The following is a 21,575-nucleotide window of genomic DNA, read 5'->3' as shown; positions in this document are numbered from 1 at the left end:
ATGACCCACCGCATTCTGATCCTCGGCGGAACCACCGAAGCCCGGCAACTGGCGGGCAAACTGGCGGCACTCGCCTCGGTCACGCTGTCGCTGGCCGGGCGCACCGAAAGCCCGATCGCGCAAGGCGTGCCGGTGCGGCGCGGCGGGTTTGGCGGCGCCGATGGGCTCGCGGCTTATCTGCGGGATGAGCATGTCGACCTGCTGATCGACGCCACGCACCCCTATGCGGCGCAGATTTCCGCCAATGCGGCGCAAGCCGCTCGCGTGGCCGGCGTGCCGATTTTTGCTCTGCGGCGGCCCGGCTGGGTGCCAGTCGAAGGCGACCGCTGGACGCAGGTCGATACAGCAAGCGATGCCGCGCAGGCGCTTGGGGCGGCGCCGCGCCGCGTCTTGCTGGCGCTCGGCCGGCAAGAGGTCGCCGCCTTCGAAGCGGCGCCCCAGCACCACTATCTTATTCGCAGCGTCGATCCCGTCGAGCCGAAGCTGGCGGTACCGGACGCGAGCTATCTGCTGGCCCGAGGACCGTTTCGGGAAGTGGAAGAACGTGCGCTGCTCGAAAAGCATCGCATCGACGCCGTCGTGTCGAAGAACAGCGGCGGCGAGGCGACCTACGGCAAGATCGCCGCGGCGCGTGCGCTCGGCATCGAGGTGGTCATGGTCCGGCGGCCGGCCTTGCCGGATGTGCCTTCGGCTGAAACCGTCGAAGCGCTGGCCGTGATGGTCGATCATTTTGTCGAGCCCGCTGCCGAACGCGGTGTGTAGACCAGCGCTGGCTTCTCACCGCGCTTGATGATCCTGGTTTCCGGCGAGCCGATGATGATGCAGGTGGCCATGTCGGCCTTCTCGGCCTCGGCGTCGGCCAGCAGGTGGACCTCGATGCGTTCGTCCGGGCGGCCGGCGGCGCGGCCGAAGATGACCGGGGTGGTGCCGGGCAGGATGGCGGCAAGGCACTCGAAGGCGCGGCCAAGCTGCCACGGCCGTGCCTTGCTGATCGGGTTGTAGAGCGCGATGACGAAGCCCGCGCCCGCCGCTGCCAGCAGGCGCAGCTCGATCAATTCCCACGGCTTCAGATTGTCGGACAGCGAGATGGCGCAGAAATCATGGCCGAGCGGCGCCCCGATGCGGGCGGCGACAGCCAGCATGGCGGTGATGCCGGGCACGACGGCGACATCGACCGCGCGCCATTCGGCCGGGCCGGCCTCGATCGCTTCGCAGACGGCAGCCGCCATGGCGAAGACGCCGGGATCGCCGCCGGAAACCACCGCGACATCATGGCCCTCGGCGGCCTTTGCCAGTGCGTCCTTGGAGCGGGCGAGTTCCTCGCGATTGTCTGAGGCGACGCGGGTCTGGTCCGGGCGCAATTCCAGCCGGTCGAGATAGGGCTTGTAGCCATAGAAGAATTTCGCTTCCGCCACGGCGCGGCTGGCCTCGGGCGTCACCTGATCGGCATTTCCCGGCCCAAGCCCGATGACGGTGACGCGGCCGCTCATGCCTGCGCTCCCGAGACGCCGGGCCGGCCGGACCAGCCGGCGACGAGCACGATGGCGAAATAGGGCGCCTTGTCGTCCTGCTTGTCGGCAAGCTTCATCGAGATGCTGCCGGTCATGGTGCCGCGCTCGACATAGACAGCGCGCGTCAGCTTGCCGGTGGCTTCCAGCGCCCGCCTGATCTTGGGCAGGTTGCGGCCGACCTTCATGATCACGGCGGCATCGGTGTCGGCCAGCCGGCGCGTCAGCTCGAACTCGCTCATCGTGCCCGGCAGAACCGTCAGCACATCGTCGCCCTGGACGATCGGCAGGCCGGTCGCCGACCAGCAACCGGACATGGCGGTGACGCCCGGAATGACCTCGGTCGGGAAACGATGCGCCAGGCGTACATGCAGATGCATGTAGGAGCCGTAGAAAAGCGGATCGCCCTCGGACAGCACCGCAACCATTTTGCCTGCCTGGAGGTGCTCGGCGACTGCTTCGGCGGATTCCTCGTAGAAACCGGTGATCTGCGCGCGGTAGTCGTCGTGATCCTTGTCGATTTCCGTGGTCACGGGATAAAGCAGCGGCAGTTCCACCATGCCCGGGCGGAACTGCGCCTCGACGATGGCGCGCGCGTTGCTGTTGTTGCCGCGCTTGGCGAAATACGCCACGACATCGGCCTCGGCCAGCGCACGGACGGCTTTGAGCGTCAAAAGTTCGGGGTCGCCGGGACCGGTGCCGACGCCGACGAGACGGCCCCTTGGATTGGCTTCGTGGTGCGCGTTCACAGGCCGGGCCTCGCCAGGGAATTGAGTGCTGCGGCGGTCATGGCGCTGCCGCCAAGCCGGCCACGCACGATGGCGTAGGGCACGCCATAGGAATTCTCCGCCAGCGCGTCCTTCGATTCGGCGGCGCCGACGAAGCCGACCGGCATGCCGATTATGGCCGCCGGCTTTGGCGCGCCGTCGCGCAGCTTTTCCAGCAGATAAAATAGCGCGGTCGGCGCATTGCCGATGGCAACCACCGAACCGGCCATCCGCTCGCCCCACAGATCGATCGCGGCCGCGGAGCGGGTGTTGCCGATCGCCTTGGCGATTTCGTGCGTGCGCGGGTCGCGCAGCGTGCAGATCACCTCGTTGCCGGCCGGCAGGCGGGCGCGGGTGACGCCATGCGAGACCATTTCGGCATCGCAGAAGATCGGCGCGCCCGCCGCCAAAGCGTCGCGCGCGGCGGCGACGAAATCGCTGGAGAACACAAAATGCCTGGCGGCCTCGACCTGGCCGCAGGCATGGATCATGCGGATGGCGACATCGGCCTCGGCTTCCGAAAAGCGCGACAGATCGGCCTCGGCGCGAATGATGGCGAAGGAGCGCTCGTAGATCGCCGTGCCGTCGTGGATATAGTCGTAGGCGGCCATGCTCATTCCTGTCGGTAAGCCTCGGCGATGCCGGCCGTGCCAAGCCTTGTCAGGCAAGCGGCGGCTGTCTCGCCTTGATATCGTGCGCTGCGGATCACTGCCGCGACGCGACCGATGCCGCGCGCGGCGTCATAGCCCGGCCTGTAGCCGGCAGGAAGGGCCTTTGCCGTCGCGTTCACGACAAGTCCGGCTCCGTTTTCGCCGCCGACTATGGTGAGGGCCGCCGGGCCGGGGTGGGCGCAACCCTTGGCGCAGCCGGAAATGTGCAGCGTGAAGTCGAGAAGGTCGGCGTTTTCAGCGGCCATCGCCTCGGCGATGTCGCGCGTTGCGATCCGGCCGGAAGCGCAGGCGGGCGCGCCGGGGCAAGCGGCGATGCGCGTGCGCGGGTCGGTGGGAGTGGTGACGAAGCCGAGGGCTGCTGCGGTGTGTTGGAGCGAGGGGTTGGCGGCAGCCGGCTGGCCGAGGAAAAGCAGAGCGCGGCCTGACGCGAGGCGGATTTCGGTTGCGTCGAGGTTAAAGGCTTGCGTGGCAAGTTCGATCAGTTTTTGCGCCGGCATGCTGCCGAAAGGCAGGCCGATGCCGAGGGCGTGGCCGTTGTTCAGGTCGAAGAGGCCGATTGACCGCCGACTGTGCTCTACGGCGCCCCCCTCTGTCCTGCCGGACATCTCCCCCACGAGGGGGGAGATTGGCAGTTCTGGCGCCGGCTCTCTCTCGGCAGCCATGGAAATTGGCGAAAGCGGGCGTGAATGAGCAATCTCCCCCCTTGTGGGGGAGATGTCCGGCAGGACAGAGGGGGGCGTGACAGAATGCCAGCTTGCGAGAGAGGCCAACTGTCGATCCGACAAATCCCTTGCATGGCCTTCGCGGCCTTTTTCGGCAACCATTCTCAGTGCAGCGACGGCTATGTCTCTTGCGGCATCCGCATCGATCTTTGCCAACGCCTTCGCGTTTCGGCTGTCGCCGGCAACCGATATGCTCCAAACGATGTCGTTGCCGGCGCGCACCGCGGCAAGCCGCACATCGGCCGTCACCGCATCCATCGGCAGTTGTCCGCCGCCGTCCACCACGACCGAAACCTTCGGCCCGAGCCGTTGCGTCAGCCCAGCCTCTTCAACCGCCGCCCTGATCCGCTCCGCCAGCGGCCGGGGATCGGCGATCTCCTGCGGGTCGATGCCGGCCAGTGGCCCGGTCTCGACCGGCACGCCGGTGCGCACCGAAATGCCCAGCGCATCGATCTCCGTCGCCAGCAGTGCCGCGCTTTCCGCCGTCAGGCCGCGTATCTGCAGGCTGCCGCGCGCGGTCACTTCCATGATGCCGTTGCCGTGCCGCAGGGCGGATTCGGCCAAACCGATCAAAAGCTTCGGCGACAATCCTCCAGCGACGGGATTGAGCCGCACCAGCAGGCCGTCGCCGGTCTGCATGGGAGCGGACAGGGCTGGGCAGGCGCCGCGGCGCGAGAAGGCGTTCATGCCGCCACTCCCTCCGCCTCGGCAATCAACGCTGAGAGATCGTCGTCGATCGAATTGCGCAAGGGATGCCAGAGGCCACGCCGCCGCGCCGACTGGAACCGTTCGGCGATGACTTTCGCCGCTGCCGGGTTTTCACGAAGGAGGAAGGCGCGAACCAAGGGATTGCCGACATAGGCATCATGCACGGCCTCGATCAGCGCGCCGGAAATGGCGTGCGTGGTTTCGGCGAAACCGACAAGCCGGTCGACGGTTTCGGCGAATTCGGAGGCGCCGCGCGGACCGTGCCGCATCTGGCCCGCTATGAAGCGGGCGTTGACGGCGCGCGCACGCACGACGCGGGCCACAGCTTCGCCAACCGAGCGCGGCTTCGGTTTCCGCGGGTCCGTGGTGTCGAGCACGATGACGTCGGCGTTCCTGCCGAGTGCCGCAAGGGCTGCCGAAAAACCGCCGATGAAGGCGACGTCGGCGGAGCCTTCCAGGATGTCGCGGCCGGGGTCGTCGCCGGTATGGACGAGCAGGTCGGCCTCGGCGATGCGACCCTCGAAGGCGCCGGGCGCCGAGACGCCTTCGCCCGCCGCGCCGCCATAGGCATGCGAGGTGGCATCGAGATAGGCGCGGCCGATTTCCTCGCGCGCCGTCCAGTCGCCGCCCGACAAGAGGTCTTCGATGCCGGCCCCGTAGGTGCCGGGCGAGGTGCCGAAGATGCGCGGGCTGACCTTGCCGTCGGCCCGTGCCTTGGCCGCCAGCGGGTTTTCCGAGTCCTCCTCGTCGCGGGTCGCGACCGCGTTGGCGGCGGCGTCGATCAGCGCGATCTGGGTCGGGAACATATCGCGGAACAGGCCCGATATGCGCCAGGTGACGTCGACGCGCGGGCGGCCGAGCGCGGCCGGCGGCAGCACCTCGATGCCGGTGATGCGGCCCGTCGCGGCATCCCATTGCGGCCGGCAGCCCATCAGCGCCAGGCCTTGCGCGATCTCCTCGCCGCCGGTGCGCAGCGAAGCCGAGCCCCAGAGATCGATAACCAGCGAGCGCGGCCAGTCGCCATGCGACTGCATATAGCCGCGCACCACTTCTTCCGCCGCCGCTCGGCCCAGATCGTAGGCGGTCGGCGTCGGCATGGTTCGCGGGTCCGACGTGAACAGATTGCGGCCAGTGGGAAGCACATCGGAGCGGCCACGCGCCGGCGCGCCGGCCGGCCCGGCCTTGACATGGCGGCCGTCGAGCGCCGCGAGCAGCGCCGTCTTTTCCGCCTCCGCGCTTTGCCGGCGCATGGCGTCGGGCTCGTCCTCCGGGGCGCGGCCATAGATGTGCAAGCCGTCCTTGATGGCGAAATCCTTGAGGTCGCAGAGCCAGGCGTCGATGCGGCGCAGCGCTTCGTCAGGCGCGTCGGTCCTGGCGACGCCGGCTTCGGAAGCAAGTCCGGTCTTTTGCGCGGTTTCGACGATCAGCCTGGCCAGGCGGTCGCGGCGGCGGCGGTCGAGCCCGTCGGCCTGGGCATATTCGTCCACCAGCCGCTCAAGCTTGTGCTGGTCCTCGTCCAGCCCGGCGCCGGTCAGCGGCGGCGGCAAATGGCCAAGCGTGACGGCGGCGATGCGCCGCTTGGCTTGCGCCGCCTCGCCAGGATTGGAGACGATGAAGGGATAGATGACGGGCAGCGGACCGGTGACGATCTCGGGAAAACAGCTTTGCGAGAGCGCGACCGTCTTGCCCGGCAGCCATTCCAGCGTGCCGTGCGCGCCGACATGGACAAGCGCATGGACGCCCAGCGATCTGCGCAGCCACAGGCCGAATGCGATCAACGCATGGCGCGGCGGCAGCGTCGGGTCATGGTAGTCGGCGCGGCGATCGGCCGAGCGGCCGCGATCGGGAGCGAGGGCGACCGTGATGTTGCCGAAGGTGGCGGCGCGGAAGGGGAAGTGCTTTTCGCTTGATAGTTTGCGCGAGGCGCCCCCCTCTGTCCTGCCGGACATCTCCCCCTCCAGGGGGGAGATTGGCTGTGTCGCTGTTGGCTCACTCCCCGCAACCTTGGAGATTGGAGAAATCTCCCCCCTGGAGGGGGAGATGTCCGGCAGGACAGAGGGGGGCGCCTCGCGCAAACCTGTCTCGTCTTCCGCTTTTCCCCAAGCAGCCTCCACAGCAGCGATTGCGGCTCTCGGCAACTCTGTCGAGAAGGCTATGTAATCCTGCAAAGCCAACTCGTGGCTTGCTGTTTCCAGCAAATCCAGCAACCCACGCGGCGTCTCCGGGATCCCCCCAACGGCATAGCCCTGTCCCTTGAGATCATGCAGCATGGCGAGCACACTCGACGGCACATCCAGCCCGACGGCATAGCCGGTGCGACCCGGCGCGCTGGGATAATCCGGGATCAGGATAGCCAGCTTGCGCTCGGCGCGGGGCGTTTCTTGCAACCTGATGAACGCCGCGACGCGCTCCGCCACTTGCGCGACGCGATCCGGTTCCGGCCGGTTGGCGAAGGCGCGGTGGCCAAGCGCCGGGTCGGTCTCGCTCTCGCCCTTGAAGGAAATGGCGCCGGCGAGGATGCGCCCGTCCAGTTCGGGCAGCACGACGTGCATGGCGAGGTCGGCGGGCGCCAGGCCGCGCTGGTTATTTTCCCAGACGTCGCGGCGCGTGGTGGCGACGATGACCTGGAAGACGGGCACGCCGGCGCGGTCGAACAGGGTTTCGACGCCCGGCTCGGCGCCGGATGCAAAGGCGGTCGCGGTGATGATGGCGGCGGGTTTCAACTGGGCAATCGCGGCCTCGACAAAGGCGAGTGACGCTGGGTCTTTGAGGCTGGAGACGAAGATCGGCACGGGAACCATGCCGCGCTGGCGCAGCGCATCAAAAAGCGAATCGATCGGTGCGACATCGGCGGCCAGCAGCATCGACCGGTAGAACAGGATGGGGATGACCTTTCCCTCCCCCTCGAGGGGAGGGTGGCCCGCAGGGCCGGGTGGGGTCGGTGCGACCGGACGTGGCGCTTCTTGATGCCGCCGCGCCTCAGAGCGTTGGCGCGCAGTGGAGAGGACCCCACCCCCGGCCTGCGGCCGGACCCTCCCCTCGAGGGGGACGACGCCGTGGTTCGGCTCATAGTAACCCGCCTTGGGCACGCTCACCGGCTCGGCAAGCTCGCCATCCTGCCCCGCCAACCGCGCCAATCTCCGCACCAGCGCGCTCATGTTGGCCGGGCCGCCCTCACGGAAATAGGCCAGCAGGCCGTCGAGTTCTTCGCGCGGCAGCGTCGAGGCTTCGATCAGGCGCAAATCCTCGTCGTGGCTCTCGCCGGGTAGCAGCGCCAGTTTTATGCCGCGTTCGCGGGCGATCGAGGCGAGCTGGTCGCAGCCGTAGCGCCACCAGTCGTAGCCGCCGAGGATGCGCACCAGGATGATCTTGGCGTGGCGGGCGACGCTGTCGACCCAGAGGTCGACGGACATTGGATGGCGCAGGTCACGCAGTGCCGCCAGCCGCATCGAAGGCAGGCGATCCGCGTCGGCCTTCCACGCCGCCGCCAGTCCGGCGAGATCGCTGTCGGTGAAGGACAAGGCCACTATGTCCGCCGGCGTCTGCCGCAGATCGACCGGCTCGGCGAGATCGTCGAGCGAGGCGGAGGTCGTGGTGAGGATATGCATCGCGGCCCGTGCTTTGCGTCAGCCGGCGAGTATACGTTCGATCGCCGGGCGGTTCAGCCCCTTCAGGCCGATGACGACGAGGCGCGAGCGGCGATCATCCTGCGCCGTCCAGGCGCGGTCATAGTAATGGTTGACGCGCGGCCCGACGGCCTGCAGCAGCAACCGCATCGGCTTGCCGCCGACCTCGACGAAACCTTTTACGCGCAGCACGTTTTCTTCCTCGGCGGCGGTGGCGACGCGTTTTGCCAGCTCGTCCGGATCGGCGATCGAGGCAATGTCGACAATGAACGTGTCGAAGTCGTCGTGCTCATGGTCGAATGCGCCGTCATGATGGGACTTACGGTTCTCGATGTCGTCCTCGACGGCGAGACCGAGCCCGAGCAGTACGGAGGGATCGACCTTGCCCTGCGAAACCGGCACGATCTTCACGGCGCGGGCGGAGTGCTCGTTGATGATGGCATTGGCGCGGGCAGAACCGGCCTTATCCATCAGGTCGCTCTTCGACAGGATGATGAGGTCGGCGCAGACGATCTGGTCCTCGAACACTTCCTCGACCGGGTCGTCATGATCGAGCGTCTCATCCTTGGCGCGCTGCGCCTGAAGGGCGTCCATGTCGTTGGCGACGCGGCCTTCGGCCAGTGCCGGTCCGTCGACCACGGCAATGACGCCGTCGACAGTCACGCGGCTCTTCACCGTTGGCCATTGAAAAGCCTGGACCAGTGGCTTGGGCAGAGCGAGGCCGGAGGTTTCGATCAGGATATGGTCGACCTTCGGCGTCAGTGACAGGATCCGGTCGAGCGCCGGGACGAAATCGTCGGCGACGGTGCAGCAGATGCAGCCATTGGCCAGTTCGACGATGTTTTCCTCCGGGCAAGTGTCGATGCCGCAGCCCTTCAGGATCTCGCCGTCGATGCCGATGTCGCCGAATTCGTTGACGATGATGGCCAGCCGCTTGCCGCCGGCGTTTTCCAGGAGATGGCGGATCAGCGTCGTCTTGCCGGCGCCGAGAAAGCCGGTGACGACGGTGCAGGGAACGCGGGAGAAATTGGCGGCGGAAACTGGGACGGTCATGTCTGGTCCTTCAGCATGTCGAGGGGAGGAATGCGGGCGACGAGGCCGCGCTTGAGGCTATCGGGTCGGCCGCGCCATGGGATGAGGCCGTCCGTGGATGTGGCGAAGAGTTTTGCGCCGGTGACGAGATCGGCGCCGCTGGTCGCGGTCAGGTCGCCGAAGACGTAGCTCCAGCAGCCGTCGCGCAGGATGGCGGCGCTGAGCCGGCGCTTGCAATTGCCGAGGCATTCGACCGTGCGGATGCGGATAGTGTCACTGGCTGCAGCCTGGCGCGTATCTTCGGCCAAACGTTCGCCGGCACGGGGATGGGCGTCGGAACCGGTTTCGTCGCGGCAGGAGGCGCAGACGATCACGGTCACGCCCGTCAAGGCATCGCCATGACCCGACCTGATATCCGTTGTCTCAGCCGGAAAACCGCTGTCGCGTCCCAAATCTGGCTCCTTGCCCGGAAAACCCGCCAGGCGATCGGATTCTTGTACCTCAGACGGCAGGTCTCCTGGCTCGCGGGTCATCGCCTTGGGTAGCCGCCTTCCCGGGAACATCCCAGTGGCTTTCGGCCTTGGCTCTTCGCTTACAGTTGCGGGGACAGCCGCGGATTTGGGATTTTGTCCCGCACCGCATTCCCTCTTGGCTCCTCCCTTTGAAGAGAAGAGACCGTCTGACCGGATTTAGGCTTGTCGGGACAGCCGTGTCAACGCACGTCTACGACGCGGCAATGTCGGCGAGGGGCTGTCCGAGGTCGCCGGCCGGCGTCACTTCGATGCGTTCGAGCCCGAGCCAGCCTTGCATCTGCTTCAGCTCCTCGAACAGTTCGGCGGCAGTCCCGGCCGGCGCGCCGGGCTCGGCATAGGCGGCGTGGACGCGCAACACGCTGGCCGGCCGGTCTGCCTTGAGGTCGACACGCGCCACGATCCTGTCGCCGAGCAGGAACGGCAGGACGTAGTAGCCATACTGGCGCTTTTCGGCCGGCGTGTAGATCTCGATGCGGTAGTGGAAATCGAACAGCCGCTCCGAGCGCGACCGTTCGAAGACGACCGGATCGAACGGCGCCAGCAAGGCGCGGGCTTCGATCTTGCGCGGCAGGCGAGCGTCCTTATGGAGATAGGCCGGCTTGTCCCAACCTTCGACGCGCACCGGCAGCAATTCGCCTGTTTCAACCAGTTCCTCCAGCCGGCCTTTCATGTCGGCGGGAGACAGCCGGAAATAATCGCGCAGGTCGCCGGACGTTGCCACGCCGTGGGCGCGGGCGGAGATGCGCAGCAATTCGCGGTGCGCGTCCTCGGCGGCAGGCACCGGCAGGTCGAGGATCGCCTGCGGCAGCACGCGCTCGGGGAGATCGTAGAAGCGCTCGAAACCGCGGCGGTGCGCCGTGGTGATGCGCCCGGCCCAGAACAGCCATTCGAACGCATGCTTGGCATGACTCCAGCCCCACCAGCCGCCCGAGCCCTTCTGGCCTTCCAGCGCCGAGGCGGCGATCGGCCCGCGCTCGGCGACCTCGCGGTAGATCTCTTCGATATAGGCGGCGTGCTCGCGGCCCCATTTGGCGAGGCCCAGGTACATTTCATCGCCGCGTTCGGCGCGCTCCATGCGCCAGCGCATCAGCGGGTATGTCTGGACCGGCAGGAAGGAGGCCTCGTGCGCCCAATATTCGAACACCGTGCGCTTGCGCGTCACCGCGGCGTTGTCGAGCAAAGCAAAGGGGTAGGCGCCAAGGCGCGAATAGAGCGGCATATAATGAGCGCGCACCACCGCGCTGACGGAATCGATCTGCAGCAGGCCGGTGCGGGAAAGCACGCGGGCGAAGTGGCGGCGGTCGGGCGTTCCGGCAGGGCGGGGATCGGTGAACCCTTGAGCGGCGAGCGCGATGCGCCGGGCCGTGGCAAGCGAGATTTTTTCCTTCATCCTCAGGCGACTCTGATGGGGTTGGAGCGGGGCAGGGCTGTGATTCCGCGGGATGCTAGCAGGGTTTTGGCGGCATATATGTCAGGAGAGAAAAGTGGAGTAAAAAGCGAAGGAAATCAAACAGGAGCGGATCGGACCAGTTTTCCTCGATATGCCATCCAGCACCGTGTTTTGAACAAGGTTTGACTTGCTTCGCTGGAAGTGCTGCGCTAACCCTCGCCGCGTTGCAGCATAGGCCCTTAAAACGGTTCAGCGGTTAAACTGTCACGCTTCCGCATTAAGGTCCGGTGCTGTAATCAAAATGGATTGGCGCCAACGGAAAGCCGCAGCATGAACGCACTGTTGAGTTCGTACTTGCCCATCGTCCTGTTCATCGGCGTGGCGCTGGTTGTCGGCCTGGCGCTGCTGGCCGCGCCTTTCTTGGTGGCGTACCGCAACCCCGATCCCGAGAAGCTTTCCGCCTATGAATGCGGCTTCAACTCGTTCGACGACGCCCGCATGAAATTCGACATCCGTTTCTACCTGGTGTCGATCCTGTTCATCATCTTCGACTTGGAAGTGGCCTTCCTGTTCCCGTGGGCGGTGTCTTTCTCGAAGATCGGCATGCTCGGTTTCTGGTCGATGATGGTGTTTTTGGCGGTGCTGACAATCGGCTTTGCCTATGAATGGAAAAAAGGAGCGCTCGAATGGGATTGAGCGACAGTTCCGGCACGCTCGTCGCGCCGAAGCCAAAGGGTCTGATCGATCCCAATACCGGCAGGCCGGTTGGGTCCGATGATCCGTTCTTCCTCGAGATCAACAACGAACTCGCGGACAAGGGCTTTCTCGTCACCTCGACCGAAGCGCTGATCACCTGGGCGCGCAGCGGCTCGCTGATGTTCATGACGTTCGGCCTTGCGTGCTGCGCGGTCGAGATGATTCACACCTCGATGCCGCGCTACGACTCGGAGCGGTTCGGCGTCGCTCCGCGCGCGTCCCCGCGCCAGTCCGACATCATGATCGTCGCCGGCACGCTGACCAACAAGATGGCGCCGGCGCTGCGCAAGGTCTACGACCAGATGCCGGAGCCGCGCTACGTCATCTCGATGGGTTCCTGCGCCAATGGCGGCGGCTACTACCACTATTCCTATTCGGTGGTGCGCGGCTGCGACCGCGTCGTGCCGGTCGACATCTATGTGCCAGGCTGCCCGCCGAGCGCCGAAGCGCTGCTCTACGGCATTCTCCTCCTGCAGAAAAAGATCCGCCGCACCGGCACGATCGAACGGTAAATTCATGGCCGCATCCCTGAGCGAATTGTCGACCTATCTCGGCGAGAAACTGATTGGCCGCGTCAGTGACGCTGATATCGCCTATGGCGAACTGACTATCCATGTCGAGCCACGCGATCTGGTCGAAGTGGTGACCTTCCTGCGCGACGATGCACGCTGCCAGTTCATCTCGATCATCGATGTTTGCGGCGCCGACTATCCGTCGCGGGCCAAGCGCTTCGACGTCGTCTATCATTTGTTGTCGCCGAAGCAGAATGTGCGCATCCGGGTCAAGGTGCAGGCCGACGAGGAGACGATGGTGCCGTCGATCACCGGGGTGTTCCCCGGCGCCGATTGGTTCGAGCGCGAGACCTACGATCTCTACGGCGTGCTGTTCTCGGGCCATCCGGATCTGCGCCGCCTGCTGACCGATTATGGTTTCGAAGGCCATCCGCTGCGCAAGGATTTCCCGCTGACCGGCTTTGTCGAAGTGCGCTACGACGACGAGGCCAAGCGCGTCATCTACGAGCCTGTCGAGCTCAAGCAGGAATTCCGCAATTTCGATTTTCTCTCGCCATGGGAAGGCACCGACTACGTGCTGCCCGGGGATGAAAAGGCGAAACAGTGAGTAGGGAAGTAGTCAGTAGTCAGTAGGAGAAGAATTGGAGCAACGGATCGAATCCTATCGGGACTTGAAAGTGTGGCAATCGGCAATGACGCTTGCTGAAGATTGTTACCGTCACACCAAGGAATTTCCGAAGGAAGAGATCTACGGCATGACCTCTCAGATGCGCCGATCGGCGGTTTCGATCGCAGCGAATGTCGCAGAGGGATACGGTCGGGAAAACAGAGGGTCGTTCGTTCAATTTTTGCGCATGGCGCAAGGCTCGTTGAAGGAACTGGAAACACACATACTGTTGGCATGCCGGGTTGGCTTGCTGCGAAAAGAATGAGATTGAACTGCTGCTGCGATGCGAAGAGATTGGAAAAATGACGAGATCTCTTATCCGAACAGTGCAGGCCAAGCAGGCGGAATGAAGCAGGCATTGAGATTGATGATCACTACTCACTACTCACTACTGACTCTTCGCCAGAGGCGCCAGAATGGCTGAAACCTCCGTCCGCAACTTCAACATCAACTTCGGCCCGCAACACCCTGCTGCGCATGGTGTTTTGAGGCTGGTTCTTGAGCTCGACGGCGAAGTCGTCGATCGCGTCGATCCGCATATCGGACTTTTGCATCGCGGCACCGAAAAGCTGATCGAGGCAAAAACCTATCTCCAGGCGGTGCCTTATCTCGACCGGCTCGACTATTGCGCGCCGATGAACCAGGAGCATGCCTTCGCGCTGGCCGCGGAGCGCCTGCTCGGCGTCGAGGTGCCGAAGCGCGGCCAGCTGATCCGCGTGCTCTATTGCGAGATCGGCCGCATCATGTCGCACATCCTCAATGTGACGACGCAGGCGATGGACGTCGGTGCGCTGACGCCGCCGCTGTGGGGATTCGTCGAGCGCGAGAAGCTGATGGTGTTTTATGAGCGCGCCTCCGGCTCGCGCATGCATGCCGCCTATTTCCGTCCCGGCGGCGTCCACCAGGACCTGCCGCAGAAGCTGGTCGAAGACATCGGCAAGTGGATCGATCCGTTCCTGAAGTCGCTGGACGATCTCGACCAGCTGTTGACCGGCAACCGCATCTTCAAGCAGCGCAATGTCGATATCGGCATCGTTTCGCTGGCCGATGCCTGGGCCTGGGGCTTTTCGGGCGTCATGGTGCGCGGCTCGGGATCGCCTTGGGACCTGCGCAAATCGCAGCCCTACGAATGCTATTCGGAGCTCGATTTCGACATTCCGATCGGCAAGAACGGTGACTGTTTCGACCGCTATCTCGTGCGCATGGAAGAAATGCGCCAGTCGGCCAAGATCATGCGCCAGTGCGTCGATCTTTTGCTCGGCAAGGAAGGCACCGGCCCGGTGTCGAACCTCGACGGCAAGGTGGTGCCGCCGAAGCGCGCGGCGATGAAGCGCTCGATGGAAGCGCTGATCCACCATTTCAAGCTCTATACCGAGGGTTATCGCGTGCCGGCCGGCGAGGTCTATGCCGCCGTCGAGGCGCCGAAGGGCGAGTTCGGCGTCTATCTCGTCTCCGACGGCACCAACAAGCCCTATCGCTGCAAGCTGCGCGCCCCTGGTTTCGCGCATCTCCAGGCCATGGATTTCCTGTGCCGCGGCCACATGCTGGCCGACGTCACCGCCGTCCTCGGCTCCCTCGACATCGTGTTTGGTGAGGTCGATCGCTAAATGTCAGTCCGCCGTCTCGCAGAAGCCAGCGTCCAGCCAGCCTCCTTCGCCTTCAACCGGGCGAACGCGGCAGCGGCGAAGCAATGGATCAAGAAATATCCCAAGGGCCGCGAGCAGTCGGCGATCATTCCGCTTTTGATGATAGCTCAGGAGCAGGAAGGCTGGGTCACCAAGGCGGCGATCGAGACGATTTCGGACATGCTCGGCATGCCGCGTATCCGCGGGCTCGAGGTCGCGACCTTCTATACGCAATACCAGCTAAATCCGGTCGGCACGCGCGCGCATATCCAGGTCTGCGGCACCACGCCCTGCATGCTGCGCGGCTCGGAAGCGCTGATGGATGTGTGCCGCTCGAAGATCCATCACGACCAGTTCCACACCAACGACAAGGGCACCTTGTCGTGGGAAGAAGTCGAGTGCCTCGGCGCCTGCGTCAACGCGCCGATGGTGATGGTCTTCAAGGACACGTTCGAGGACCTGACGCCGGAACGGCTGGCCGAGATCATCGATCTTTATGACGCGGGCAAGGGCGCCTCGGTGCCGCCAGGGCCGCAGAACGGCCGCACCGGCTCCGAGCCGGCCTCCGGGCTGACGACACTGAAGAGCGAAAAGGCGATTCTCAAGTCGACCCGCGAGAAGGAGGCCAGGGAGGCCGCCAAGGCGGCCAAGGCGGCGCCGGACGCCATAATCGCGAAAGTCGCGCAACTGCCGGCCGTCGTCCCTGTCGCCCCATCGAAGGCCAGCAAGCCGAAAACCGATGCGCCGGAAACCAGCCCGGCGCTGAAATCGCCTTCGCCGGTCAAGGTCGCTCCGGCGACGGAAAAGGCGGCAAGCGTCGCGGCTCCCCGGCATTCGGCCGCCAACGCCAACAAGGCGGCGCCCGAGGTCGAGAAAGTCTCGAAACAGCGCAGCGGCCCCAAGAACAAGGCCGAGCCGGCTTCCGCCTTCAAGTCGCCGGAAACCAAGCTTCCCGCCGCGAAGGCGGAAACCGGAACAAAGAAACCGTCGCTGGAAGACAAGAACCGCCCGGCCGGCATCGCCAGGCCGGCGCTGGTCGACGATCTCAAGCTGATTTCGGGCGTTGGACCCGGAACCGAAGGCATCCTGCATTCCCTTGGCATCTTCACCTTCGCCCAGGTGGCGTCGTGGAAGAAGGCCGAGCGCGAATGGGTGGACGGCTATCTCTCCTTCCACGGCCGCATCGACCGCGAAGACTGGGTCAAGCAGGCCAAGGCGCTCGCCAAGGGCGGCGTCGCCGAATACATCCGCGTCTTCGGCAAGAAACCGGTCTGAGGGACGAAAAATGCTTCAGGACAAAGACCGCATCTTCACCAATATCTATGGCCTGTTCGACAAGTCGCTGGCCGGCGCGATGGCGCGCGGCGCCTGGGACAACACGCCCGGCATCGTCGCCAAGGGGCGCGACTGGATCGTCAACGAGATGAAGGCGTCGGGCCTGCGCGGCCGCGGCGGCGCCGGTTTCCCGACAGGCCTCAAATGGTCGTTCATGCCCAAGCAGAGCGACGGCCGGCCGAGCTACCTGGTCATCAATGCCGATGAATCCGAGCCCGGCACCTGCAAGGACCGCGACATCCTGCGCAACGATCCGCACACGCTGGTCGAGGGGGCGCTGCTCGCCGGCTTCGCTATGGGCGCGATTGCGGCCTACATCTATGTGCGCGGCGAGTTCATCCGTGAGCGCGAGGCGCTGCAGCGTGCCATCGAGGAGGCCTACGAGGCCAAGCTGATCGGCAAGAACAACACGTCCGGCTATGATTTCGACGTTTATATGCACCACGGCGCCGGCGCCTATATCTGCGGCGAGGAAACGGCGCTGCTCGAAAGCCTCGAAGGCAAGAAGGGCCAGCCCAGGCTGAAGCCGCCATTCCCGGCCAATGTCGGCCTCTATGGCTGCCCGACCACGGTCAACAACGTCGAATCCATCGCGGTGGCGCCGACCATCCTGCGCCGGGGCGCCGCATGGTTCTCGTCCTTCGGACGGCCCAACAATGTCGGCACCAAGCTGTTCTGCGTCTCCGGCCATGTCAACAATCCGTGCACGGTCGAAGAGGCGATGTCGATCCCGTTCCGCGAGTTGATCGAGACGCATTGCGGCGGTATTCGCGGCGGCTGGGACAATCTGCTGGCGGTCATTCCGGGCGGCGCCTCGGTGCCGCTTGTGCCGGCCGAGCAGATCATCGACGCGCCGATGGATTTCGATGCGCTGCGCGATCTCAAATCCGGCCTCGGCACGGCGGCCGTCATCGTCATGGATAAGTCGACCGATGTCGTGAAGGCGATCGCCAGGCTTTCCTACTTCTATAAGCACGAGAGCTGCGGCCAGTGCACGCCGTGCCGCGAGGGCACCGGCTGGATGTGGCGGGTGATGGAGCGCCTGGTGCGCGGCGAGGCGCAGAAGCGCGAGATCGACATGCTGCTCGACGTCACCAAGCAGGTCGAGGGCCACACGATCTGCGCGCTGGGCGATGCGGCGGCGTGGCCGATCCAGGGCCTGATGCGGCATTTCCGCGGCGAGGTGGAGCGGCGCATCGACGAGTTTTCGCGCAACGCGCACCGGGCCGAACCGGTGATGGTGGCGGCGGAATAGAATAAATCGAAAATGCGGGCGAAAGCCCGAAGCGTGAAGAACGGGGCGGGGCGAACGAAGAAACGACCAGGAGAACTCTATGGCGCCGTATTCGACACCCCATCCATTGATGCCCAATTTGGACCAGATCGAGAAGATGAACCAGGACCTGACCAGGATGATGCCGAAGGAGATGGCCAGCGCCGTCAACCTTTTCGCGCACCCTGTCGCGGGCGCGGCGGCGATGTCGGCGCTTGGCCTCGGGCTCGCCAACCACGCGCTCGGCGTCTGGATAGGCGCGCTTTCGGGAGCCGCAGAAGCCTCGCAACGGCTCATGCAGCCCATCGTCGATGACTTCGAGGCACGCGTCGAGCGCTTCGACGACACGACCTCTTCCTCGACCAGGGCGCGGGCGGCGGCGAAGACCCTGATCGCCGATGCCCAGTCCTTCGCGAGGGATGTGACCGACATCGCAGCCAAGGAAGCCGTCACAGTGGTGCCGGCGGCGAATGCCGGCCCGGCAGCCGCCGACGTCCCCGATATGCCGATGCCGGAGGATTTCCGCCAGCCAAAGGCCATGGACAGGCCGGAGGAGCCATCGGACCTCAAGGCGATACCAGGCATCGGCCCGAAACTTGAGAAGGTGCTGAACGGCCTCGGCATCTGGACTTTCGCCCAGATCGCTGCCTGGTCGCCGCAGGAGATCGCCTGGGTCGACGATTATCTGTCGTTCAACGGCCGCATCGGCCGCGACGACTGGACTGCCAAGGCGGCGGCGCTGGCCGCCAAGAAATGAATGAAATGCCTGACGCGGTTTCGACCGCGCCGGGAACGAGGAATTGCGGGAAATCCGCAGGGATTTGAGGCGAATGGCAAAGCTCAAGGTCGACGGGAAAGAAATAACGGTACCCGACCACTACACGCTGCTGCAGGCGGCGGAAGACGCTGGCGCGGAAGTGCCGCGCTTCTGTTTCCACGAGCGGCTGTCGATCGCCGGCAATTGCCGCATGTGCCTGATCGAGGTGAAGGGCGGGCCGCCCAAGCCGCAGGCCTCCTGCGCCATGGGCGTGCGCGACCTGCGCCCCGGCCCGAACGGCGAGACGCCGGAAATCTTCACCAACACGCCGATGGTCAAGAAGGCCAGGGAAGGCGTGATGGAATTCCTGCTGATCAACCATCCGCTGGATTGCCCGATCTGCGACCAGGGCGGCGAGTGCGACCTGCAGGACCAGGCGATGGCCTTCGGCGTCGATTCCTCGCGCTATCACGAGAACAAGCGCGCGGTCGAAGACAAGTATATCGGACCGCTGGTCAAGACGGTGATGAACCGCTGCATCCATTGCACGCGCTGCGTCCGCTTCACCACGGAAGTTGCCGGCATTTCCGAGCTCGGCCTGATCGGCCGCGGCGAGGACGCCGAGATCACCACCTATCTCGAACAGGCGATGACCTCGGAGCTGCAGGGCAATGTCATCGATCTCTGCCCGGTCGGCGCGCTGACCTCCAAGCCCTTCGCCTTCCAGGCGCGGCCCTGGGAATTGACCAAGACCGAATCCATCGACGTGATGGACGCCGTCGGTTCGGCGATCCGCGTCGATAGCAGGGGCCGCGAAGTGATGCGCATCCTGCCGCGCATCAACGAGCAGGTGAACGAGGAATGGATCTCCGACAAGACCCGCTTCATCTGGGACGGCTTGCGCACGCAGCGCCTCGACCGCCCCTATGTGCGCAAGGACGGCAGACTGGTTGCCGCGAGCTGGGCCGAGGCTTTTGCCGCGATCAACGACGCGGTGTCGAAGGCGGCACCCGAGAGAATCGGCGCCATTTCGGGCGATCTCGCCGCGGTAGAGGAAATCTACGCGCTGAAGCTTTTGATGGCTTCGCTCGGCTCGAGGAACACCGACTGCCGCCAGGACGGTGCAGCACTCGATCCGTCGCTCGGGCGCGCCAGCTACATCTTCAACCCGACCATCGAAGGCATCGAGCAGGCCGACGCGGTGCTGATCATCGGCGCCAATCCGCGCTTCGAGGCCTCGGTGCTCAACACCCGCATCCGCAAGCGCTGGCGGATCGGCAATTTGCCGGTCGGCGTCATCGGTGATATCGGCGACACACGCTACGACTACGAGCAGCTTGGCGCCGGGCCGGAATCGCTGAAGGATCTGGCGGATGGCAATGGCAAGTTCTTCCAGACGCTGAAGAAGGCGACGCACCCGCTTATCATCGTCGGCCAGGGCGCGCTGGCGCGGGCCGATGGCGCGGCCGTGCTCGGCCAGGCTGCCAGGCTAGCCACCGCGGTCAACGCCGCCCGCGCCGATTGGAACGGCTTTGCCGTGCTGCACAACGCCGCCGGCCGCGTCGGTGGCCTCGATCTCGGCTTCGTGCCGGGCGAAGGCGGCAAGAATGTCGCCGGCATGCTGGGCGAGACCGACGTTCTGTTCCTGCTCGGCGCCGACGAGATCGACATGGGCAAGACCGGCGGCGCCTTCGTCGTCTATATCGGTACCCATGGCGACGCCGGCGCGCACCGCGCCAACGTCATCCTGCCGGGCGCCGCCTATACCGAAAAGTCGGGCACCTATGTCAACACGGAAGGGCGCGTGCAGCAGACCAACCGCGCCGGCTTCGCGCCGGGCGATGCCCGCGAGGACTGGGCGATTCTGCGGGCGCTGTCGGATGTGCTGGGCAAGAAGCTGCCGTTCGATTCACTGCCGCAGCTGCGCGCGAAACTTTATGGCGAATACCCGCATCTGGCCCGCATCGATCAGGTCGCGGCCGGCAATGCCGAGGATATCGCAGGGGTGGCGAAGCTCGGCGGGCGGCTGAACAAGGGCACGTTCACTTCGCCGGTCAAGGATTTCTACCTGACCAACCCGATCGCGCGCGCGTCGGCCGTCATGGCGGAATGCTCGGCACTGGCCAAGAGCGGCTTCAAGCAGGCGGCGGAATAAGCATGGACACCTTCTTTTCCTTCTACGTGCTGCCGGCGCTGCTGATCCTGCTGAAGTCGGTCGTGCTGATCGTCGTGCTCCTGGTCTTCGTCGCCTATATCCTCTACGCCGACCGCAAGATCTGGGCGGCGGTGCAACTGCGCCGCGGTCCGAACGTGGTCGGCCCCTGGGGCACGCTGCAGGCCTTCGCCGACCTGTTGAAGTTCGTCTTCAAGGAACCGGTCATTCCGTCCGGCGCCAACAAGGGCGTTTTTCTCCTTGCACCGCTGGTTTCCGCCGTGCTGGCGATCTCGGCCTGGGCGGTCATTCCGGTCAATCAGGGCTGGGCGATCGCCAACGTCAATGTCGGCATACTCTATGTCTTCGCCATCTCCTCGCTCGAGGTCTACGGCGTGATCATGGGCGGCTGGGCATCCAACTCGAAATATCCGTTCCTCGGCGCGCTGCGTTCGGCAGCGCAGATGGTGTCCTACGAAGTCTCGATCGGCTTCGTCATCGTCACCGTGCTGCTTTGCGTCGGCTCGCTCAACCTGTCCGACATCGTGCTCTCGCAGCAGGACGGGCTCGGCACCAGGCTCGGCCTGCCCAACACCTTCCTCGACTGGCACTGGCTGTCGCTGTTCCCGATGTTCGTCATCTTCTTCATCTCGGCGCTGGCCGAGACGAACCGGCCGCCCTTCGACCTGGTGGAAGCCGAATCGGAACTGGTCGCCGGCCACATGGTCGAATATTCGTCGACGCCGTTCCTGCTGTTCTTTCTCGGCGAATATGTCGCCATCGTGCTGATGTGCGCGCTGGCCACCATCCTGTTCCTCGGCGGCTGGCTGCCGCCCTTCAACTTCGCGCCCTTCACCTGGGTGCCGGGGCTGATCTGGTTCGTACTCAAGGTCTGCGTGGTGTTCTTCATGATCTCCATGGTGAAGGCATTCGTGCCGCGCTACCGCTACGACCAGCTGATGCGGCTCGGCTGGAAGGTCTTCCTGCCGATCTCGCTGTTCATGGTGGTCGCCACCGCGGCCTTCCTCAAGATCACGGGGTTTGCGTGATGTCCGCTCTGTCCCAAGCCGCAAAATCGCTGCTTTTGCAGGATTTCGTCAGCGCCTTCTTCCTGTCGATGCGCCAGTTCTTCGCGCCGAAGGAGACGATCAACTATCCGCACGAGAAGGGGCCGATCAGCCCGCGCTTCCGTGGCGAGCATGCGCTGCGCCGTTATCCCAATGGCGAGGAACGCTGCATCGCCTGCAAATTGTGCGAGGCGATCTGCCCGGCGCAGGCCATCACCATCGAGGCCGGTCCGCGCCGCAATGACGGCACGCGCCGCACGGTGCGCTATGACATCGACATGGTGAAGTGCATCTATTGCGGCTTCTGCCAGGAAGCCTGCCCGGTCGACGCCATCGTCGAGGGGCCGAATTTTGAATTCGCGACGGAGACGCGCGAGGAACTCTATTACGACAAGGACAGGCTGTTGGCGAATGGCGACCGGTGGGAGCGCGAACTGGCGCGCAACATCTCGCTTGATGCGCCGTACCGCTGAT

The 21,575-nt window shown here is 65.0% G+C and carries 19 protein-coding genes, 1 pseudogene and 1 riboswitch; of the genes and pseudogenes, 12 read left to right on the top strand and 8 right to left on the bottom strand.

What is annotated here, in order from left to right; translation table 11 throughout:
• Nucleotides 1–762: a cobalt-precorrin-6A reductase gene (locus NKJ26_RS24135; RefSeq protein ID WP_352697596.1), complete on the top strand. Its 762-nt coding sequence runs from the start codon at nucleotides 1–3 to the stop codon at nucleotides 760–762.
• Here the strand turns inward: NKJ26_RS24135 and NKJ26_RS24130 are convergent.
• The 8 genes from NKJ26_RS24130 to NKJ26_RS24095 all read right to left on the bottom strand — a co-directional run bounded on the left by NKJ26_RS24130 (nucleotide 726) and on the right by NKJ26_RS24095 (nucleotide 10,957).
• Nucleotides 726–1,490 (bottom strand): precorrin-3B C(17)-methyltransferase, encoded by a 765-nt coding sequence (locus NKJ26_RS24130; protein ID WP_352697594.1) that lies wholly within the window; start codon nucleotides 1,488–1,490, stop codon nucleotides 726–728. The genes NKJ26_RS24135 and NKJ26_RS24130 overlap by 37 nt on opposite strands.
• On the bottom strand, nucleotides 1,487–2,257 hold the full coding sequence (locus tag NKJ26_RS24125) for a precorrin-2 C(20)-methyltransferase (protein WP_352697592.1): 771 nt from the start codon (nucleotides 2,255–2,257) through the stop codon (nucleotides 1,487–1,489). The genes NKJ26_RS24130 and NKJ26_RS24125 overlap by 4 nt, the downstream gene beginning before the upstream one ends.
• Complete coding sequence (locus NKJ26_RS24120) at nucleotides 2,254–2,886, bottom strand: precorrin-8X methylmutase (protein ID WP_352697590.1); 633 nt, start codon at nucleotides 2,884–2,886, stop codon at nucleotides 2,254–2,256. The genes NKJ26_RS24125 and NKJ26_RS24120 overlap by 4 nt, the downstream gene beginning before the upstream one ends.
• 2 nt (nucleotides 2,887–2,888) lie before the next feature.
• Entirely contained in the window at nucleotides 2,889–4,355 is a 1,467-nt protein-coding gene (gene cobG, locus NKJ26_RS24115) for a precorrin-3B synthase (protein WP_502903185.1), read from the bottom strand.
• Nucleotides 4,352–7,984: a cobaltochelatase subunit CobN gene (locus tag NKJ26_RS24110; protein ID WP_352697588.1), complete on the bottom strand. Its 3,633-nt coding sequence runs from the start codon at nucleotides 7,982–7,984 to the stop codon at nucleotides 4,352–4,354. The genes cobG and NKJ26_RS24110 overlap by 4 nt, the downstream gene beginning before the upstream one ends.
• An 18-nt stretch (nucleotides 7,985–8,002) precedes the next feature.
• The gene (cobW, locus tag NKJ26_RS24105; RefSeq protein ID WP_352697586.1) at nucleotides 8,003–9,055 is read right to left on the bottom strand and encodes a cobalamin biosynthesis protein CobW; all 1,053 of its coding nucleotides are present in this window, start codon (nucleotides 9,053–9,055) and stop codon (nucleotides 8,003–8,005) included.
• A complete protein-coding gene (locus NKJ26_RS24100) occupies nucleotides 9,052–9,486 on the bottom strand; it encodes a DUF1636 family protein (RefSeq protein ID WP_352697584.1) in 435 nt (144 codons plus the stop codon). Before NKJ26_RS24100 ends, cobW begins: the two co-directional genes overlap by 4 nt.
• Nucleotides 9,487–9,524: 38 nt before the next feature.
• Nucleotides 9,525–9,729, bottom strand: a riboswitch (cobalamin riboswitch).
• Nucleotides 9,730–9,757: 28 nt separating this feature from the next.
• Nucleotides 9,758–10,957 carry a winged helix-turn-helix domain-containing protein gene (locus NKJ26_RS24095; protein ID WP_352697582.1) on the bottom strand — a complete coding sequence of 400 codons (1,200 nt, stop codon included), beginning with the start codon at nucleotides 10,955–10,957 and terminating at the stop codon, nucleotides 9,758–9,760.
• A 330-nt stretch (nucleotides 10,958–11,287) separates the two neighbouring features.
• Here NKJ26_RS24095 and NKJ26_RS24090 point away from each other — a divergent pair, with 330 nt between their 5' ends.
• The 11 genes and pseudogenes from NKJ26_RS24090 to nuoI all read left to right on the top strand — a co-directional run bounded on the left by NKJ26_RS24090 (nucleotide 11,288) and on the right by nuoI (nucleotide 21,574).
• The gene (locus tag NKJ26_RS24090) at nucleotides 11,288–11,653 is read left to right on the top strand and encodes an NADH-quinone oxidoreductase subunit A (protein ID WP_010910112.1); all 366 of its coding nucleotides are present in this window, start codon (nucleotides 11,288–11,290) and stop codon (nucleotides 11,651–11,653) included.
• Complete coding sequence (locus tag NKJ26_RS24085) at nucleotides 11,644–12,225, top strand: NuoB/complex I 20 kDa subunit family protein (protein ID WP_027025969.1); 582 nt, start codon at nucleotides 11,644–11,646, stop codon at nucleotides 12,223–12,225. Before NKJ26_RS24090 ends, NKJ26_RS24085 begins: the two co-directional genes overlap by 10 nt.
• A gap of 4 nt (nucleotides 12,226–12,229) precedes the next feature.
• A complete protein-coding gene (locus NKJ26_RS24080) occupies nucleotides 12,230–12,832 on the top strand; it encodes an NADH-quinone oxidoreductase subunit C (protein ID WP_352597885.1) in 603 nt (200 codons plus the stop codon).
• Nucleotides 12,833–12,917: 85 nt separating this feature from the next.
• A pseudogene (locus NKJ26_RS24075) lies at nucleotides 12,918–13,242 on the top strand (four helix bundle protein).
• Between the two features lie 66 nt (nucleotides 13,243–13,308).
• Nucleotides 13,309–14,499: an NADH-quinone oxidoreductase subunit D gene (locus NKJ26_RS24070; protein WP_027025972.1), complete on the top strand. Its 1,191-nt coding sequence runs from the start codon at nucleotides 13,309–13,311 to the stop codon at nucleotides 14,497–14,499.
• Nucleotides 14,500–15,792, top strand: a complete 1,293-nt coding sequence (locus tag NKJ26_RS24065) for an NADH-quinone oxidoreductase subunit E (RefSeq protein ID WP_352597886.1) — start codon at nucleotides 14,500–14,502, stop codon at nucleotides 15,790–15,792.
• Nucleotides 15,793–15,802: 10 nt separating this feature from the next.
• Nucleotides 15,803–17,107, top strand: a complete 1,305-nt coding sequence (gene nuoF / locus NKJ26_RS24060) for an NADH-quinone oxidoreductase subunit NuoF (protein WP_352697579.1) — start codon at nucleotides 15,803–15,805, stop codon at nucleotides 17,105–17,107.
• A gap of 79 nt (nucleotides 17,108–17,186) precedes the next feature.
• Entirely contained in the window at nucleotides 17,187–17,882 is a 696-nt protein-coding gene (locus NKJ26_RS24055) for a helix-hairpin-helix domain-containing protein (RefSeq protein WP_352697577.1), read from the top strand.
• 73 nt (nucleotides 17,883–17,955) lie between these two features.
• Nucleotides 17,956–20,037 (top strand): NADH-quinone oxidoreductase subunit NuoG, encoded by a 2,082-nt coding sequence (gene nuoG, locus NKJ26_RS24050; RefSeq protein WP_352697575.1) that lies wholly within the window; start codon nucleotides 17,956–17,958, stop codon nucleotides 20,035–20,037.
• A gap of 2 nt (nucleotides 20,038–20,039) precedes the next feature.
• Nucleotides 20,040–21,083: an NADH-quinone oxidoreductase subunit NuoH gene (gene nuoH / locus NKJ26_RS24045; protein WP_352697573.1), complete on the top strand. Its 1,044-nt coding sequence runs from the start codon at nucleotides 20,040–20,042 to the stop codon at nucleotides 21,081–21,083.
• Nucleotides 21,083–21,574: an NADH-quinone oxidoreductase subunit NuoI gene (gene nuoI / locus NKJ26_RS24040; RefSeq protein WP_027025978.1), complete on the top strand. Its 492-nt coding sequence runs from the start codon at nucleotides 21,083–21,085 to the stop codon at nucleotides 21,572–21,574. Before nuoH ends, nuoI begins: the two co-directional genes overlap by 1 nt.
• Nucleotide 21,575: the final 1 nt, after the last annotated feature.

This window comes from Mesorhizobium sp. M0152 (genome assembly GCF_040322415.1).
Lineage (GTDB): Bacteria > Pseudomonadota > Alphaproteobacteria > Rhizobiales > Rhizobiaceae > Mesorhizobium.
This window is presented reverse-complemented; position numbering and strand designations above follow the sequence as displayed.

Excerpts from the sequence above, each read along its gene's own strand:
- NKJ26_RS24065 (WP_352597886.1), top strand. The coding sequence starts at position 14,500 with ATGTCAGTCCGCCGTCTCGCAGAAGCCAGCGTCCAGCCAGCCTCCTTC.
- nuoG (WP_352697575.1), top strand. The coding sequence starts at position 17,956 with ATGGCAAAGCTCAAGGTCGACGGGAAAGAAATAACGGTACCCGACCAC.
- nuoI (WP_027025978.1), top strand. The coding sequence starts at position 21,083 with ATGTCCGCTCTGTCCCAAGCCGCAAAATCGCTGCTTTTGCAGGATTTC.
- NKJ26_RS24095 (WP_352697582.1), bottom strand. The coding sequence starts at position 10,957 with ATGAAGGAAAAAATCTCGCTTGCCACGGCCCGGCGCATCGCGCTCGCC.
- NKJ26_RS24090 (WP_010910112.1), top strand. The coding sequence starts at position 11,288 with ATGAACGCACTGTTGAGTTCGTACTTGCCCATCGTCCTGTTCATCGGC.
- NKJ26_RS24055 (WP_352697577.1), top strand. The coding sequence starts at position 17,187 with ATGGCGCCGTATTCGACACCCCATCCATTGATGCCCAATTTGGACCAG.
- cobW (WP_352697586.1), bottom strand. The coding sequence starts at position 9,055 with ATGACCGTCCCAGTTTCCGCCGCCAATTTCTCCCGCGTTCCCTGCACC.
- NKJ26_RS24135 (WP_352697596.1), top strand. The coding sequence starts at position 1 with ATGACCCACCGCATTCTGATCCTCGGCGGAACCACCGAAGCCCGGCAA.
- NKJ26_RS24110 (WP_352697588.1), bottom strand. The coding sequence starts at position 7,984 with ATGCATATCCTCACCACGACCTCCGCCTCGCTCGACGATCTCGCCGAG.
- cobG (WP_502903185.1), bottom strand. The coding sequence starts at position 4,355 with ATGAACGCCTTCTCGCGCCGCGGCGCCTGCCCAGCCCTGTCCGCTCCC.
- nuoH (WP_352697573.1), top strand. The coding sequence starts at position 20,040 with ATGGACACCTTCTTTTCCTTCTACGTGCTGCCGGCGCTGCTGATCCTG.
- nuoF (WP_352697579.1), top strand. The coding sequence starts at position 15,803 with ATGCTTCAGGACAAAGACCGCATCTTCACCAATATCTATGGCCTGTTC.
- NKJ26_RS24130 (WP_352697594.1), bottom strand. The coding sequence starts at position 1,490 with ATGAGCGGCCGCGTCACCGTCATCGGGCTTGGGCCGGGAAATGCCGAT.
- NKJ26_RS24085 (WP_027025969.1), top strand. The coding sequence starts at position 11,644 with ATGGGATTGAGCGACAGTTCCGGCACGCTCGTCGCGCCGAAGCCAAAG.
- NKJ26_RS24080 (WP_352597885.1), top strand. The coding sequence starts at position 12,230 with ATGGCCGCATCCCTGAGCGAATTGTCGACCTATCTCGGCGAGAAACTG.
- NKJ26_RS24070 (WP_027025972.1), top strand. The coding sequence starts at position 13,309 with ATGGCTGAAACCTCCGTCCGCAACTTCAACATCAACTTCGGCCCGCAA.
- NKJ26_RS24120 (WP_352697590.1), bottom strand. The coding sequence starts at position 2,886 with ATGGCCGCCTACGACTATATCCACGACGGCACGGCGATCTACGAGCGC.